Annotated in this window: 13 protein-coding genes and 1 pseudogene; 3 read left to right on the forward strand and 11 right to left on the reverse strand. The window is 67.2% G+C overall.

Going from position 1 to position 16,515, the window contains the following annotated elements; genetic code table 11:
- Nucleotides 1-13: 13 nt before the first annotated feature.
- A pseudogene (locus GO606_RS14615) lies at nt 14-583 on the forward strand (SDR family NAD(P)-dependent oxidoreductase); the annotation flags it as partial.
- Between the two features lie 382 nt (nt 584-965).
- On the forward strand, nt 966-1,925 hold the full coding sequence (locus tag GO606_RS14620; protein ID WP_246979613.1) for a TIGR03617 family F420-dependent LLM class oxidoreductase: 960 nt from the start codon (nt 966-968) through the stop codon (nt 1,923-1,925).
- A gap of 92 nt (nt 1,926-2,017) precedes the next feature.
- On the opposite strand, the gene GO606_RS14625 is transcribed toward GO606_RS14620, so the two are convergent.
- Genes GO606_RS14625 through GO606_RS14660 form a run of 8 tightly spaced genes read right to left on the reverse strand, consistent with a single transcriptional unit; the run spans nt 2,018 to nt 10,128 of the window.
- Complete coding sequence (locus GO606_RS14625; protein WP_169118512.1) at nt 2,018-3,169, reverse strand: acyl-CoA dehydrogenase family protein; 1,152 nt, start codon at nt 3,167-3,169, stop codon at nt 2,018-2,020.
- A 13-nt stretch (nt 3,170-3,182) separates the two neighbouring features.
- Entirely contained in the window at nt 3,183-4,388 is a 1,206-nt protein-coding gene (locus tag GO606_RS14630; RefSeq protein WP_169118513.1) for an acyl-CoA dehydrogenase family protein, read from the reverse strand.
- Between the two features lie 20 nt (nt 4,389-4,408).
- Nucleotides 4,409-5,578: an acyl-CoA dehydrogenase family protein gene (locus tag GO606_RS14635; RefSeq protein WP_169118514.1), complete on the reverse strand. Its 1,170-nt coding sequence runs from the start codon at nt 5,576-5,578 to the stop codon at nt 4,409-4,411.
- A 21-nt stretch (nt 5,579-5,599) separates the two neighbouring features.
- Nucleotides 5,600-6,778, reverse strand: coding sequence for a lipid-transfer protein (locus tag GO606_RS14640; RefSeq protein WP_169118515.1), 1,179 nt, complete (start codon nt 6,776-6,778; stop codon nt 5,600-5,602).
- A gap of 19 nt (nt 6,779-6,797) precedes the next feature.
- Nucleotides 6,798-7,217 (reverse strand): MaoC family dehydratase, encoded by a 420-nt coding sequence (locus GO606_RS14645; RefSeq protein WP_169118516.1) that lies wholly within the window; start codon nt 7,215-7,217, stop codon nt 6,798-6,800.
- Complete coding sequence (locus GO606_RS14650) at nt 7,189-8,322, reverse strand: acyl-CoA dehydrogenase family protein (protein WP_169118517.1); 1,134 nt, start codon at nt 8,320-8,322, stop codon at nt 7,189-7,191. The genes GO606_RS14645 and GO606_RS14650 overlap by 29 nt, the downstream gene beginning before the upstream one ends.
- Before the next feature lie 12 nt (nt 8,323-8,334).
- Nucleotides 8,335-9,309 (reverse strand): bifunctional MaoC family dehydratase N-terminal/OB-fold nucleic acid binding domain-containing protein, encoded by a 975-nt coding sequence (locus tag GO606_RS14655; protein ID WP_246979614.1) that lies wholly within the window; start codon nt 9,307-9,309, stop codon nt 8,335-8,337.
- A gap of 36 nt (nt 9,310-9,345) precedes the next feature.
- A complete protein-coding gene (locus tag GO606_RS14660; protein ID WP_169118518.1) occupies nt 9,346-10,128 on the reverse strand; it encodes an SDR family oxidoreductase in 783 nt (260 codons plus the stop codon).
- A 147-nt stretch (nt 10,129-10,275) separates the two neighbouring features.
- Between GO606_RS14660 and GO606_RS14665 the strand changes: the two genes are divergently transcribed.
- Nucleotides 10,276-11,073, forward strand: a complete 798-nt coding sequence (locus GO606_RS14665; protein WP_169118519.1) for an enoyl-CoA hydratase — start codon at nt 10,276-10,278, stop codon at nt 11,071-11,073.
- A gap of 13 nt (nt 11,074-11,086) precedes the next feature.
- Here GO606_RS14665 and GO606_RS14670 read toward each other — a convergent pair whose 3' ends face one another.
- The 3 genes from GO606_RS14670 to GO606_RS14680 form a co-directional block, all read right to left on the reverse strand.
- Nucleotides 11,087-12,667: a FadD3 family acyl-CoA ligase gene (locus GO606_RS14670; protein WP_169118520.1), complete on the reverse strand. Its 1,581-nt coding sequence runs from the start codon at nt 12,665-12,667 to the stop codon at nt 11,087-11,089.
- A 10-nt stretch (nt 12,668-12,677) separates the two neighbouring features.
- Nucleotides 12,678-14,387 (reverse strand): FAD-binding protein, encoded by a 1,710-nt coding sequence (locus tag GO606_RS14675; protein ID WP_169118521.1) that lies wholly within the window; start codon nt 14,385-14,387, stop codon nt 12,678-12,680.
- A 120-nt stretch (nt 14,388-14,507) separates the two neighbouring features.
- Nucleotides 14,508-16,499 (reverse strand): (Fe-S)-binding protein, encoded by a 1,992-nt coding sequence (locus tag GO606_RS14680; protein ID WP_169118522.1) that lies wholly within the window; start codon nt 16,497-16,499, stop codon nt 14,508-14,510.
- Nucleotides 16,500-16,515: the final 16 nt, after the last annotated feature.

Genomic DNA, 16,515 nt, shown 5'->3' on the forward strand with positions numbered 1-16,515 from the left:
GGACGACGCAGCCATGCCCGATACCCTGAAGGACAAGGTGGCGATCGTCACCGGTGCGAGCCGCGGCATCGGTGCGGCCATTGCCGAGCGCTTCGCGGCCGAGGGCGCGAAGGTCGTCCTCGTCGCCCGCACGATTGAACCCGGCGGCAAGCTGCCCGGCTCGCTCGACGAGACCGCGGCACGCATCCGCACCCGAGGTGGCGACTGCCTGTGCGTGCAGGCCGATCTCGCCAGCGAGGCGGACCGGGAGCGCATCGTCGCCGACACCATCGCCCGCTACGGCGGCGTCGACATCCTCGTGAACAACGCCGCCTGGGCACGTTTCGGCGCCGGCTACACCCAGCCGCCCCAGCGCGTGCAGCTCGCCTATGCGGTCAACCTCTTTGCGCCCCATCATCTGGCGCAGCTCGTCATCGCATCGATGAAGGCGCGCGGCGGCGGCTGGATCCTGAACCTGTCGAGCGCCACCAGCGAGGTTCCCGGCCCCGCGCCCTACACGCCGGACGACCGCGCCTTCCGCTTCCACACCACGCACTCGCCCACGCTCTACGGCTCGACCAAGGCGGCTCTCGAACGTCTCAGCGCCGGCATGGCAATGGAACTCGCCGCCGACAACATCGCGGTGAATACGCTCGCCCCGGTCGAAGCGGTCGCCAGCGACGGGGCACTGAAGAGCGGCTCGATCGACGAGCTCGCCCAGATGGAGCCGATCGAGGCGATGGCCGAAGCCGCGCTCGCGCTGTGCTCCCGCCCGCAGTCCACCCTGTCCGGTCGCATCGTGCTAAGCCTGCCACTGCTGCGTGAACTCGCGGTCGAGGTGATGCGCCTCGACGGCACCGCGCCGCTGCCCGATTTCACCCTTGACCCCGCCCGTCCCGGAGCCCCCAATGTTCGAAATCTTCGCCTCCACGCCGGAACACCTCAACCTCGCCGACATCGGCCGCTTCGCGCAGCGCGTCGAAGCGATGGGTTACGACGGCCTGTTCGTGTCCGACGCGATCCACGACGGTCTGCTGCTCGCCTGCCAGGCGCTGTCCGCCACCACCCGCCTGAAGGTCGGCACCTCGGTCCTGATCGTCTTCCCGCGCAGCCCGATGAACGTCGCGCTCGCGAGCTGGGATCTGCAGAAGATGTCCGGCGGGCGCTTCGAGCTCGGCATGGGCACCCAGATCAAGCAGAACATCGAGGATCGCTACTCTGCACGCTGGCTGCCCCCGGCGGCCGGCATGCGCGAATACGTCGGCGCCCTGCGCGCGATCTTTCACGCGTTCCGCACCGGCGAGCCGCTCGATTATGTCGGTGAGCACTATCACTTCACCCGCCTGCAACCCTTCTTCAATCCCGGCCCGATCGACGCCCCCGACGTGCCGCTCATGCTCGGTGCGGTCGGCCCCAAGATGCTGGAGCTGGTCGGCCAGACCGCGGACGGCATCCACACGCACCCGACTAATACCTCGGTACGCTACCTGAAGGAAGTGATCCTGCCGCAGATCGCGGTCGGCACGGCAAACCGCGACGCGGGGCGTGCCAAGCCGGTGGTCAGCGCCAGCCAGTTCGTCGCCACTGGCCCGGACGACGCGACTGTCGCGTCCGAACGCGAGCGCTTCCGCGACATGCTCGCCTTCCTCTTCTCGACCCCCGCTTACTGGCCGAGCCTGGAGCTGTTCGGCTGGCAGCACGTCGGCGAACGCCTGCTCGAACTCACGCGCCAGAAACGGTGGAAGGACATGCCTTCGATCTTCACCGACGAGGTGCTCGACACCTTCCTCGTGTACGGGCGCTACGACGAACTCCCCGAGCGGTTGGTTTCGCGCTTCGGGGGCCTCGCCGACCGGATCACGCTGACCGTGCCGGAAAATCCCGCCCACGACGCGGCCGCCGCCGAGGCCGTCAAGGCCATCCGGGGCGCCTCGGCACGCTCCTGATCCCGCTCCGGTACCACGTACGCTGCATCGCTAAAAAACACGGGGGCGTCGGTCTGAACCGACGCCCCCGTGTTTTACTTGGCGAAGCGCCGTCACTGCGCCTCGACGAACTCCCCGTAGCGATCGCAGTGGAAGTCCGCATCCCCCAGTTCAGCCTGAGCGACGCGGATGCGCTTCAGGAACAGGCCGACGTCGAGCTCGTCCGTGACGCCCATCCCACCGTGCATCTGCACCGCCTCGCGGCTGATGCGGTGGGCGGCGTCGCCGGCCTTCCACTTCGCGAGGCTCGCGAGGCGGGCACGGCCGGCGGCATCGAGCTTCGGATCGTCCATCGCGGCCAGCCCGGCCATCACCGCGCTGCGCGCGAGATGCAGATGCGCGTAGCACCACGCCGCGCGATGCTGCAGCGCCTGGAAGGAGCCGATCGGCACGTCGAACTGCACGCGCGTCTTGAGGTATTCGACCGTCGTGTCGAAGAGGTTCTGCGTCATGCCAAGCAGCTCCGCCGCGAGGCACGCGCGGCTGCGGTCGAGTGCGGCGTCGAGCGGGCCCCACGCACCGCCTTCCTCGCCGATCAAGGCGCAAGCATCGACACGCACACCGTCCAGGCGCAGCTGCGCATGGTTGCGCGAATCGATCATCTGCATCGGCGACACCTGCAGACCGGGGGCGTCCGCCGGCACGAGAAAGAGGCTCAGTCCGTCGCGCTCGCCCGGCGCACCCGCGCTACGGGCGACGACGATGAAGGCATCCGCGCCCACGCCATCCGCCACGAAGCGCTTGTCGCCTTGCAGCAGCCAGCCGTTACCGTGGCGTTCCGCACGCAGCGCGGTGGCCGCCGGATCGTGACGCGGCTTCTCGTCGAGGGCCAGCGCCATGCGCTTGTCGCCCGCAATGAGCTGCGGCATCCATTCGGCCTGCTGCGCTTCGGAACCCGCCAGCTCGATCAGCGTGCCGCCGAGCACGATGCTCGACAGCAGCGGCGAGGCCGAGAGGTTGCGGCCCATGGACTCGAACACCGCGCCCAGTCCCATGCAGCCGAAGGCGAGTCCGCCCAGCGCCTCGGGGAAGGGAATCGCGCTCCAGCCCATGTCGACCATCTCTTTCCACAGGGCGTCGCCGAAGCCCTCCGCCTTGCCCTCGTCGCGCAAGCGGCGCTGCGCGGCGACCGGGCTGCGGGCGAGCAGGAACTCGGCCGCGGTATCGGCCAGCAGGCGCTGCTCCTCGGAATACACCAGACTCATGGCAGCCGACTCCTCACTTTCCCTGTTTGCCTTCGGGCAGACCCAGCACCCGCTTGGCGATGACGTTCAGTTGCACCTCGGATGAGCCGCCGGCGATGGTCTGCGCGAAGCTCCCGAGCCACGCGCGGGTCAGCGCCAGTTCGCTGCTGTCGAACGCGTCGCCCTCCCAGCCGAGCGCGCGGTGACCCATCACGTCGAGCAGCACTTCGAGCTTGTCCTTCTCCTGTTCCGAATGGACGAGCTTCATGATCGCCATCAGCCCCGACACGTCCTGCCGGGCGCGCATCTCTTCGCCCATGCGCTGGGCCGTGAGCGTGTAGGCATGCTCGTCCATCGCCATCGCTAGCGCGCGGGCACGCAGCGCGACCTCGGCGCTCGTTCCCGCATCGGCGGGCGGCAGGTAGCGCGCGGCGACCGACAGCAGGTCGACATGGTTCGGCAGGCTGAACTCGCCGAACTTGGACATCGCGCGGCGTTCGTGCTGCAGCAGCGCCTTGGCCAGCGTCCAGCCGCCGTTGAGGGGGCCGACGAGCTGGCGCTTGGGCACCTTCACGTTGTCGAAGAAGACCTGGCAGAAGGAGGATTTGCCGCTGATGAGATCGATCGGCCGCGCCTCGATGCCCGGCGATTTCATGTCGACGACCAGCAGGCTGATGCCCTGCTGCTTCGACGCGTCCGGGTCGGTGCGCACCAGCATGTACATCCAGTCCGACTTGTCGCCGTAGGACGTCCATATCTTGGTGCCATTGACGACGAAGTGGTCGCCCGCATCGACGGCCGAGGTCTTCAGGCTCGCCAGGTCGGAGCCCGCGTTGGGTTCCGAAAAACCCTGGCACCAGCGGATCTCGCCGCGCGCCATCGGCGGCAGCAGCGCGCGCTTCTGCGCTTCGCTGCCGAATTCGAGGATCACCGGACCGAGCATCCAGATGCCGAGGTTGATCTGCGGCGGGCGGCATTTCAGGCGCCGCATCTCGGCCTCGAGCACCGCGTTCTGTTCCGGCGACAGCCCGCCGCCGCCGTATTCCTTCGGCCAGTCGGGGCAGAACCAGCCCTTGTCGCGCATGCGCTCGAACCACAGGCGCTGGTCTTCCGACTTGAATTCGACTTCGCTTCCGCCCCACACCAGCTCGCCGTCGGGCATTGGCCCGCGCATCGAGGCAGGACAGTTCGCTCCCAGCCAGGCCCGCGTTTCCTTCCGGAAATCGTCGATTCCGCTCATTGCCGCATCCTCATCTGTGCTCAGCGGACCGTCTTCGGCATGCCGAGTCCGAACTGCGCGATCAGCTCGCGCTGGATTTCGTTCGTGCCGCCGCCGAAGGTCAGCGTGACGGACGCGCGCACTTCGTATTCCAGTTCGCCGAGCAACTGCGCCGCGGCGGAGCCCGCACGCACCAGGCCGCTTGCGCCGACGATCTCGGAGAGCTTGCGCAGGATCTCGATCGCCGACTCCGATCCATACACCTTGGTCGTCGACGCCAGCGCGACATCCATGCGCCCGTGCTCCAGGTCGGCCGCGATGCGGAAGTTGATCAGCCGCATCGCCTCCAGCCGCGCGTAGCATTCGGCCAGCAGCGCGCGCACCCACGGCAGGTCGGCGGCGCGGCGTCCGTTCTCGTCGGTGCGCCTCGCCCACAGATACACGCGGCGGAACAGCCCGGCGACCTTGTCCGACCACGAGCCGAGTCCCAGGCGTTCGTGGTTTAGCTGGGCGGTGATCAGCTTCCAGCCGCCGTGCAGCTCGCCGACCAGCATGTCCGCGGGCACCTGCACATTATCGTAATAGGTCGCGGCGGTCGGATTGCTGCAGGTCGGGATCACGGTGTGCGAAAAGCCGGCGAGCGTCGTGTCGAGGATCAGGATCGACACGCCCTTGTGGCGCGGCCTTTCCGGATCGGTGCGGGCGGCGAGCCAGATGAAGTCGGCGGCCTCGGCCCCCGAGGTCCACAGCTTGTTGCCATTGACGACGAAATGATCGCCTTCGGGGCGGGCCGTCGTCTTCAGCGCGGCGAGGTCGCTGCCGGCTCCGGGTTCGGAATAGCCGATCGCGAACAGGATCTCGCCCGCGGCGATGCCGGGCAGGAACTTCGCCTTCTGCGCCGCGTTGCCGTGCGCCATCAGCGCCGGTCCGACGGTGCTGATCGTGACGAAAGGCAGCGGCGCGCCCGCGATGTTGGCTTCCTCGAAAAAGATCAGCTGCTCAGTTGCGGCGTAGCCCTGCCCGCCGTGCTCCTTCGGCCAGCCCACCGCCAGCCAGCCGTCGCGGCCCATCTTGCGGACGATGTTGCGGTAGTCCTCGCCGCCTTCCTTGCCGCGCAGGCTCGCGCGCAGCTCGGGCGTCATCAGGTCCTGGAAATAGTCGCGCACCCTGCGGCGCAGGGCGTGCTGGTCGGGCGTGAGATCGACGAACATGGTTTGTCTCCTGCCGGCCGCTCAGGCGGTGCCGAGGATGAGGCCGCTGGTCGGCACGCCGGTGCCGGCCGTGACGAGCACGTTCTCGACGTCGGCGACCTGGTTCGCCGCGGTGCCGCGCACCTGGCGCACCGCTTCGGCCACGCCGTTCATGCCGTGGATGTAGGCTTCGCCGAGCTGGCCACCGTGCGTGTTGATCGGCAGCTTGCCGCCGCGAGCGTGATGGCCGGCGCGGATGAAATCCTTCGCTTCGCCGCGCTTCGCGAAACCGAACTCTTCCAGTTGAGGCAACACGAAAGGCGTGAAGTGGTCGTAGATCACCGCGGTCTGGAACGCGTCGGGGCCGAGGCCGGACTGGGCGTACAGCTCCTTCGCGACGACGCCCATCTCGGGCAGGCCGGTGATGTCCTCGCGGTAGAACGACGTCATGCTCTGCTGGCCGCCGCTGATGCCCTGCGCGCCGGCCTTGATGATCACCGGCTTCTGCCGCAGGTCGCGCGCGCGCTCGGCGGACGTGATGACCATCGCGACCGCGCCGTCGGACTCCTGGCAGCAGTCGAGCAGATGCAACGGTTCGGCGATCCAGCGCGAAGCCTGGTGGTCCGCGAGCGTGATCGGCTTGCCGTAGAAGAACGCGGCGGGGTTGGTCGCGGCGAAGTCGCGCACCGCGACTGCGACGCGGCCGAAGTCCTCGGAGGTCGCGCCGTAGGTGTGCATGTAGCGCTGCGCGAACATGCCGACCCACGCCGCCGGCGTGTGCAGCCCGTGCGGCATGTACCAGCCGTAATTGACGTTCTCGAAGATCGGCGTCGAGCCGAAACCATAGGTGCCGGTGCCGAAGCGATACCACGAGCGCTCGTTCATCGCGCGAAACACGACGACGACTTTCGCGACGCCGGTCGCCACCGCCATCGCCGCGTGCATCACCGGCGCGCAGGCCGCGCCGCCGCCGTGCGGGATCTGCGAGAAGAACTTGACGTTGTTGCAGCCGAGCAGGCGCGCGATCTCGTATTCGGGCACCTTGTCCATCGTGTAGCTGCTGAAGCCTTCGACTTCGGACGGGTCGATGCCCGCATCCTTGAGTGCGGCGAGCGTCGCCTCCATCGCCAGGCGCAGCTCGGTGCGGCCGGAGTTCTTCGAGAATTCGGTCGCGCCGAGGCCGACGATGGCGGCGCGGCCGGAAAGGGTCTGGTGGGTCATAAGTGGCGTGCTCCGCGTATCAGGGCAGCACCAGCGCGACCGTTCCGGTCACGTGGTTTCCCATCGAGTTCTTGCCCTTCAACGTGATTTCGACGCTGCGCCTGTCGGCATCGCAGACGCTCACCTCGCCGCTGAAGGTCATCGTGTCGCCGGGATAGTTCGGCGCGCCGAGCTTGATCTTCAGCGCGCCGAAGCGCGCCCCGGGTCCGGCCCAGCTTTCGGCGTAGCGCTGCACGAGGCCGCTGGTCGTGAGGATGTTCATGAAGATGTGCGGCGAGCCGAGCGCGCGTGCGGCCTCGGCATCGTGATGGCCGGGGAAGTAGTCGCGCGTCGCGATCGCGCCGCCGGCAATCAGCGGGACGGTGATCGGGATCGCCAGTTCCGGCAGCGCTTCGCCGGGGCGCACGTCTTCAAAGCGTCTGGTTTTCTTCGAGGTCATATTTCCATCCCAGCTTGTCGTTGTTCGCGAGCCAGTCGCCGAGGCGCTCGAGCGTCGCAGCGGCCCCGCCGAGCGTGATGCCCAGCGCGCGGCTCCAGTAGAGGTAGCGGTGGATCGGATAGGTGAGATCGACGCCGATGCCGCCATGCACGTGTTGCGCCTTGTGGCCGACGATGTGTCCCGTCTCGCACGCGAGGTATTTCGTCGCCAGCGCCTCGGGACGCGCGGGCAGGCCCGCGTCGAGGCGATAGCACAGCTGCCACAGCGCCGAACGCAGGGCCTCGACGGCGATGTGCGCGTCGGCCATGCTCATCTGCACCGCCTGGAAGCTGCCGATCGAGCGGTCGAACTGGACGCGCTCGGAGACGTAGGCCACGGTGCGCCGGATCTGCTCGCGGCTGACGCCGAGCTGCAGCGCCGCGAGGGCCGCAATGGAACGCGTCTCAAGCCATTCGCCGGCCTGTTCGGGCAGCACCGCGCCTGCTGCGACGCTCACGCCATCGAGGAACAGGTCTGCGACCGCCTCGCCATGCGTAAGAACGCCGGCGGTCTTTTCGATGCCGTTCGCGCGCAGGTCGACCAGGACCAGGCGCGTGCCGTCGGGCGTGTTCGCCAGCAACAGCGCCTGGCATACGTCCGCCCCCAGCGGGACGGCCGCGACCTTGCCGGCGAGACGCCAGCCGCCATCGGTGCGTTGGGCGTCGAGCATCACGCCTGCCGGTGCTGCCACGGCATCGAGCGACAGCGTCAGCAGCATGCGGCTGTCGGCCGCTGCGCCGACGACGTCGGCGCACGCATCCCCGCCGAATCGCGCCAGCGTCGCCGCCGCGAGCTGATGGCGCCACAGCGGCACCTGGCCGAGCGCGCGCCCCTGCGCTTCGAGCACCCCCATCAGTTCGGTCATCCCCAGCCCGCTGCCGCCGCATTCCTCGGGAATCGCCAGCGCGTGCAGTCCGGTTTCAACGCACTTGCCCCACAGGTCCTGCATGAACGGCTTGCCCGCGCCATCGAACGCGCGCAGGCGCTCGTCGGTGCAGTGGTCCGCGAACAGGCTGCCCGCCATTTCGGCGATGGCGCGCTGATCGTCGCTGAATTCAAAGTCCATGAGACCGCTCCCTTACGGTGCCACCGGCCGGAACAGCGGCAGCGTGAGTTCGCCGTCGTCGAAGGACTGGAACTCGACCTGCACGCGCTGACCGATCGCGATTTCGTTGCGCTTGGCGCCGACGAGGCCGGCGACGAGGCGCACGCCCTCGTCGAGCTCGATCAGGCCGACGGGGTTGGGGTGGTCGAAGGGCGGCACTTCGGGGTAATGCATCACGACGAAGGAATGGATGCTCCCTGCCCCGCTCGCTTCGACGGTGTCCCACTCGAAGGAATGGCACTTGACGCACACCGGGCCGGGCGGATGGCGCAGGGTGCCGCAGCTTTTGCAGCGCTGGATCAGGAGCTTGCCGGCGGCGACGCCGTCCCAGAAGAAGCGCGTGTCGTCGCTGACGCCGGGCTTCGGGCGCTTGATCTTCTGCACCATCTCGACCTTGGGCGCTTCCGCCGCCTGGACATTCGCGGGGCGGAACTTGAAGACGCGGAACAGCAGTTCCCCGACTTTCTCGTCGCCGGTCGGCTTCTCCGAGAAGAAGCTCATGATCAGCGTGACGAAGAAGCCCGTGCCGAGCGCCGTGGTCTTTTCCTCGCCGACCGCGTCGAGCCGCGTCGTGTAGTACAGGCGCTCGCCGACCTTCACGTAGCGCTCGAAGCTCAGGTCCGAATTCACCGCGACGACCGACTTGAATCCGTGCGACTCGAGCAGCCGCAGCACCTCGTACGGGTTCTCCGTCGTCGAGCCCGGCGGGTAGTTGTTCGGGTGCAGGCCTTCCAGGCACCACGCCTGCAGCATCGCCGGCGGCGACACGATCGCGCCGTACTCGGTGCTCGCGGCATACGCGGCATCGGTGTAGAGCGGGTTATCGACGCCCATCATCTCGCACCACTGGCGGATCATCGGCGCATTCACTTCGTCCCACGCGCAGACGCGACCGTACTCGCGCCCCACCATCGCACGCACTTCGGACATCCAATCCTGTTCGGCCAATTTCGTCTCCTGCTTGGTTTCGGTTGTTCGGTCGGCTCAGACCTGGGCTGCGCCCGCAGCCAGGAACGCGGGGCGTTCCCCGCCGCCGTGCAGCAACAGGTTGCAGCCGCTCGCATAGGCGGCGAGCGGCGAGGCGATAAAGACGCAGGCAGTGCCGATCTCCTCGGGCTGGGCGAGGCGCCCCGCCGGAATCGTCGCGCCGACCGCGGCAACGCCGGCCTCGTCGCCGTAGTGGAGGTGCGACTGCTCGGTATTCACGAGGCCGGGACTCACCGCGACCACGCGCACCTTCGGCGCCCACTCGACCGCGAGCGACTGCGCCAGCGCCAGCACCCCGGCCTTCGCGGCGCCGTACGCGGCCGTTCCAGGCGAGGCGCGCAATGCGCTGATGCTGCCGATGAAGACGATGACGCCGCCCCCGTCCTGCTCCTGCATCATCGCGTTGGCCTGCTGCGCGACATTCAGCGGTGCGATCAGGTTGAGCCGCAGGATGCCTTCATGAAAGCGCGGCGATGCGGTTGCGGCCAGTGCGAACGGCGCACCCCCGGCATTGTTCACCACCACGTCGAGCCGGCCGTGGCGCTCGCTGATCGTCGCGAACAGCGCCTGCAGCGATTCGGTATCGCGCACGTCGGCGGCAACGAATTCCGCCCGTCTACTGCCCGCCTCGGGCACGGTTTCCGGCGCATTGCGCCCGCACACGATGACGCGCGCACCGGCCGCGAGAAAGCTGCGGGTAATCCCCAGACCGACTCCCTTCGCCCCGCCGGTGACGAGCACCACCTTTCCCTCGTAATCGAGGCCTGACTGAATTTCCACCGCGCTCTCCTGATTACCGCCTTGCTTGCACTTTAATCGGGGGGCGGAGGCCCTTCGTCGTCTGAACGGACGATGAGGCGCGCATTACCGCAGCGGAACATTCGTCTCCAATCCGGTATCCCGCCGCGCGCAGCCACGAGGAAACACATGCCTGAAGCCGTGTCTGAAAATAACGCCCCGCCAGTGCTGCTCGAGCGGCCAGAAGACGGCATCGTCGTGTTGCGCCTGAACCGGCCGCAGGCGACGAATGCGCTGAGTCTCGAACTGCAGGCGTTGCTGTCGCAGCACTTCACCGATCTGGCGGTCGACCCGACAGTGCGCTGCATCGTGCTCACCGGCGGCGACAAGGTGTTCGCCGCGGGCGGCGACATCAACAGCATGGCCAGCGTCGGCCCGATCGACATCTACCGGCGCCACACCGAGCGGGTGTGGGCGCCGATCCAGCACTGCCCGAAACCGGTGATCGCCGCGGTGTGCGGCTATGCATATGGCGGCGGCTGCGAACTGGCGATGCTCGCCGACCTCATCGTCGCCGGCGAAAGCGCGCGCTTCTGCCAGCCCGAGATCCGCATCGGCATCATGCCCGGCATCGGCGGTACACAGCGTCTCGTGCGCGCCGTCGGCAAGGTCAAGGCGATGCGCATGGCGCTGACCGGCCAGCCGATCACTGCGCACGACGCCTGGGTCGCCGGCTTGGTGAGCGACCTCGTCGCTGACGACCGCGTGCTCGCCACCGCACTCGAACTCGCCCGCACGATCGCCGCGATGCCGCCGCTCGCCGCCGAACAGATCAAGGAAGTCATCATTGCCGGCATCGACGCCTCGCTCGAAACAGCGCTCGCGCTCGAACGCAAGGCCAACGCCCTGCTGTTCGCCTCGCGCGACCAGCAGGAAGGCATGCAGGCGTTCATCGAGAAGCGTCCTCCGAGGTTCGAGGGACGCTGATCCGGCGTGGCGCTCAGCCCACGCTCATCGCCCGCAGTTCGTTCTTCATTACCTTGTTCGACGCGTTGACGGGCAGCGCGCCGAAGAAGCGGACGAAGCGCGGCACTTTGTAGTTCGCCATGCGCTCGCGCGACCACGCAATCAGGCCCGGTTCGTCGAGTCGCTGGCCAGGGCGCAGCACGACGCACGCGCAACCGACTTCGCCCATGCGTTCGTCGGGTACGCCGATGACGGCAACCTGGGCGATCGCCGGGTGCTCGGTCAGTGCGGCCTCGATTTCGGCGGGATAGCAGTTGAAGCCGCCGACGATGAACATGTCCTTGAGACGGTCGGTGATGCGCAGGTAGCCATGCGCGTCGAGCGTGCCGACGTCGCCGGTGTGCAGCCAGCCGTCGGCGTCGATGGTTTCGGCGGTGGCTTTCGGGTCCTCGAAGTAGCCTTTCATGACGTGGAAGCCGCGCAGGCAGATCTCGCCCGCCTCCCCCGCCGGCAGAGGCCGGTTGTCGGCATCGATGATGCGCACTTTGGTGCCGGGAATCGCGCGGCCGCTGGTGCTGGCGACGGTTTCGGCGTCGTCGGACGGGTCGCAGATCGTCGCGAGGCCGCCGCATTCGGTGAGACCGTAGGCGGTGGTGACGACCTCGAAGCCGAGTTCGCGACGCATGCGCTCGATCAGCACCGGCGGGATCGTCGCCGCGCCGGTGACGGCGATGCGCAGGCTGCTAAGATCGCTTTCGGCAAGCCGCGGATGCGCGAGCATCGACAGGTACAGCGTCGGCGGGCCGGGCAGCACGGTGATGCGGTCGGCCTCGATGCGGCGGAACACCGCTTCGGCGTCGAATACCGGATGCGGCAGGATCGTCGCGCCGGCGATCAGGCAGGTGAGCCAGCCGGCCTTGTAACCGAAGGCGTGGAAAAAGGGATTGACGATCAGGTAGCGGTCGCCAGCGACGAGGCCGATGACGCGGACGTATTCGCTGAACGCGCGCACGCATTGCCCGTGCGCGCTCATCACGCCCTTGGGCTTGCCGGTGGTGCCCGAGGTGAACATCAGGTCGGAGAGGTCGTCGGGGCGCACGGCGTTGGCGCGGGCGCGGGCTGCGGCTTCGGCCACCGCCGCACCGGTCGCGAGGAAGGTGTCCCAATCGAGGTCGCCCGCGCGCGGCGGCTTAGGGCCGGACAGCACGACGACCCGCTCCAGGGTAGCCGGGCGATGCGGGGCGAGCATCGCCAAGTAATCGACGCCCAGGAATTCGCCGACAACGAACAGTAGCCGCGTACGGCTGCGGGCGAGGATGTCGGCCGCCTCGGTGCCCTTCATACGGGTATTGATCGGCACCATCACCGCGCCGGCGCAATGCACTCCGAGCGCTGCGAGAATCCATTCGACGCCGTTCGGCGCCCAGATCGCAACGCGGTCCCCGGCTTCGATGCCGTGGGCGAGCAGCGCGCGCGACACCGCCAGCGCAAGCCCGGGCAGTTCCGCGTAGCCGATGCGCTGGCCGTCTTCCTCGATTGCGATGCGCCCGCTGTGGCGTTGCGCGGCGTCGAACACGAGTGCGGGGATCGTCACCGCGTTTTGCTGCACTTGCATGCTTGCGTCCTTATTGGCCGGCGGCGATGTGGTTCGCCGCGATGTAGCCGAAAGTCATTGCCGGGCCGATTGTCGAGCCGGCACCGGGATAGCCAGTCCCCATCACTGCGGCCGAACAATTGCCGATTGCATACAACCCGGAAATCGGCTTGCCGTCCTCGCGCACCACCTGCGCGTGCTCGTTGGTCAGCAGGCCGCCCTTCGTGCCGATGTCGCCGGCATCGAGCCGCAGGGCGTAGAACGGCCCCTTCGCGATCGGTGCGAGGCAGGGATTGGGTTTGACGTTGGTGTCGCCGTAATAGCGGTCGAACACGTTGCCACCGCGGGCGAAATCGCTATCGACGCCAGTCCTGGCGTACTCATTGACCTTGTGCGCCGTGGCTTCAAGACCTTTGGCATCGACGCCGATCTGCCCCGCGAGTTCGGCAAGGGTTGATCCTTTCCAGTACACGGTATTGAGCCATTCCTTCTTCAGCCGGCTGTCGGGCATGATTTGCGCCGGCATCAGCGGTCCCATTGCGTAGTGGAAGCGGAAATGGGCGTCGAAGATCACCCAGGCCGGAATCGATTTGCCTCCGCTGGCCTGCTGATCCCGATACATCGCATCGACGAATTCGAGGTAGGGCGCGGCTTCGTTGACGAAGCGCTTGCCGAGGGCATTGACGACGATCGCCCCGGGGAACGCGCGCTCGGCAAATACGCCGCGCGGTTTTTCCTCTTTTGGGACGCGGATCGTCGGCGCCCACCAAGCGCGTTCGAGCAGATCGGTCGCGGCGCCGATCGCGACGCCGGCTTCCAGCGCAGCGCCGGTGTTGTTGCCCGGAGGCGTCGCACTCCAGTCAGCCCGTGTCGGTTTCGGCAGGTATTTGTCGCGCAGCGTTTGGTTCTGCTCGAAGCCACCGGAACCGAAGATCACCCCGCGGCGCGCAGTCAGCACCCTCTCCCGACCGTCGCAACGCACTCGCGCACCGCACACTCGCCCGCCTTCGACGACCAGTTCGCGAAAGTCGGTGTTGAGCCACAGGGGCACCTTGCGGTCCTGCAGGGAGCGGCGCAGCGACGCGATCAGCGCCGTGCCCAGCGCTGCCCGACGGTCGTACCGCGACTTGCGACGCCATGAAAAATCCAGTTTGTAGCGCAGCATCAGGCCCATTACCATGAACCGCCAGCCGAACTCCCGCGACATCGCCTTGTGCGCCTGGCGCGCGGTCCACGCAATCCTGCCCATCAGCAGGTTCGACGGCGCACCCTGGCGCAGCGTCGGCAATTCATCGCCGAGCACGCTGGTGTCGAACAGTTCGGGATCGAGCGTGCGCCCGCCGGAGAGCGAGCCGGGCAGATGCGGGTAATAGTCGGGGTATTTTTCGGCGACCGCGTAGCGCACGCGGCTTTTCGTTTCGAGGTGCTTGATCATCTTTGGCGCGTTGTCGAGATACGCCCGCAGGCGCACTTCCGAAACACAGCCGCCGGTCGCCACTTTCAGGTATTGCAGGGCCTTGTCGTAGCTGTCCTTGCCACCCTTCGCAGCGAAATGGTGATTGTTCGGAATCCAGATGCCGCCGCCGGAAATCGCCGAGGTCCCGCCATACTTGTCGCTCTTCTCGACGACCAGGACCGACAGACCATGGTCCGCCGCGACCACCGCCGACGCGAGCGCTCCTGCTCCGGAACCCACGACGATGACGTCGAATTCGGTCTGATTCTGAACATTTGCCGTCACTCTTCACCTCTGGAATGGTCGATGGGGGCTGGCGCCAACAACCCGCTCCGCATGGCGCGCGTGCCCGGACTGATCCGGATCATCGCCGACCATGCAGGTGCAAATCATCGTCAATGCGGACTATGAAAGGCGCGCGCCCTCACCCGGCAACGCGGCCACCACAAGTTCGGCGATGTCGAACACCCGGCGCTCCGGGCCATGCTTCGATTCACTGGAAGTCAGCATCAGCAGGCAGAACGAGCATGAGGTCGCGATCTTGCCGGCGCCAGTATCGATAGCTTCCTGCAGGCGCACGTCATTGATCCGCGCGGTGCCGCCCTTCCCTCCCCAGTAGTTGCCGCCGCCCGCACCGCAGCAGAAGCTTTCCTTGCGGTTGCGAGGCATTTCGATCAGCTGGCCGACTGCGGACAGCGCCTTGCGCGGTTCGTCGACAATGTCGTTGTGGCGCGCGAGATAACACGGATCGTGGAAGGTGATCTTCTCGGCCTCATCGCGCACGACGACGAGCCGACCGTCGGCGATCAACTGGTCGATCAAGACCGAATGCGGGATCGTCTGCCAGTCGGCGCCCAGTTCCGGGTAGTAACGGTCGAAGCTGTTGAAGCAGTGCGCGCACATCGTGATGACTTTCTGGATCTGCCGTTCCTTGAAATCCTCGATGTTGGCCTGCGCAATTTCGACGAACTGCATCTCGTTGCCGGCCATCTTCGCCGGGTCGCCGGTGCAGCGCGATTCTTCGAGGATGCCGTAGGAAACGCCAGCGGTATCGAGAATCCTGAGCATCGCGCGGGCGACTTCCTGCGCGCGTTCCTCGTAGGCCACCGAACAGCCGATCCACAGCAGGTATTCGGTCTTGCCGGGCTCGAAGAATGGCACGTCCAGCCCTTCGCGCCAGTCGTCGGGGTTTGCCGCGGTGCCGACGAAGGGGTGGCCGCGCGACTCCAGGTTGCGGTTGGCCATCGCCAGTGTGTCCGGCATTTCGGAACGGTCCATGACGAAATGACGACGGAATTCCAGAATCGTTTCAGCCGGGCTGTTGCTGACCGGGCATTCCTCGACGCAGGCGCCGCAAGTAGTGCAGTCGAACACGGCCTCCATACCGACCGCATCGATCAGCGAGACATCGTCGAAGCGCTTTTCGCCCAGATAACCAGCGCAGGTCACCATCACCTGCTTCGGCGACAGGGCCTTGCCGGTCTGCGCCGCCGGGCAGACTTCGTGACAGCGGCCACACCACAGGCAGGCCGAGAAATCGAGCAGGTTTTTGCGGCTGAGGTCGGCGAGCTTCGCGGCGCCGAAGGTGAATTCCTTGCCGTCCTCGGGTTCGGCGTCGAAGTCGATCGCCGGGAGATTGATACCGGAGCGGCGGTGGGCGAGTGCCGAATTCGCCGGCCCGATCAGCATGTGCGACAGCGGCGTGTGCGCGATCAGGCCGATGAAGGCGACGCCCAGCAGGCCGTGCAGCCACCAAACAGCCTGCGCGCCACCATCGTGCACGGCAGCATCGACATGGCGCAGCCCATCGGCGAGTGCGAGCCCGAGAAACTCGCCGCGGCTCGTCACGGCCGGGTCCACCAAGCGGAACGCTTCGGCGACGAAACCGGCGACGATGACCAGCAGGAACAGCAGCTCGACCGCCACGAAACCCGGACGCATGCGTCCGACCGCGAGCCGCTCGAGCCGCATCAATCGCCGCACGAGGAAGAACAGCACGCCGGCGAACATCAGGATGCCGGCAAGCTCGCGCCCCAGTTCCATCACCAGGAAGCCGAAACGTCCCTGATACACCGGCACGCCGGCGAAGCTCAACGCGAACACGGCATGGCCGAAAATCGCGACCAGCGCACCGCCGAACATCAGGCCGTGCGCCAGCCCGGCGGCAAGCCGCTTTTTCAGGCGCGACGTGAGCAGGCCGCGCCAGAACAATGCCGGCAGGTTGAGCCGCTGTCGCCATCCCCTGGTCTCATCGGCGGTCGCGGCAGTACTGCCAGCCATCGGCTTGCCGACGGCGATGAGCGCCGCACGCCCTTTCAAGCCGAGGAACAGGCTGAACAGCGCGGCGCACAACAGCACTGTCAGGATTGCGTAGTCGGTCGCGGATATCGTGGACATGGGTCATCGCCCGGCA

Source organism: Aromatoleum anaerobium (assembly GCF_012910705.2).
Taxonomy (GTDB): domain Bacteria; phylum Pseudomonadota; class Gammaproteobacteria; order Burkholderiales; family Rhodocyclaceae; genus Aromatoleum; species Aromatoleum anaerobium.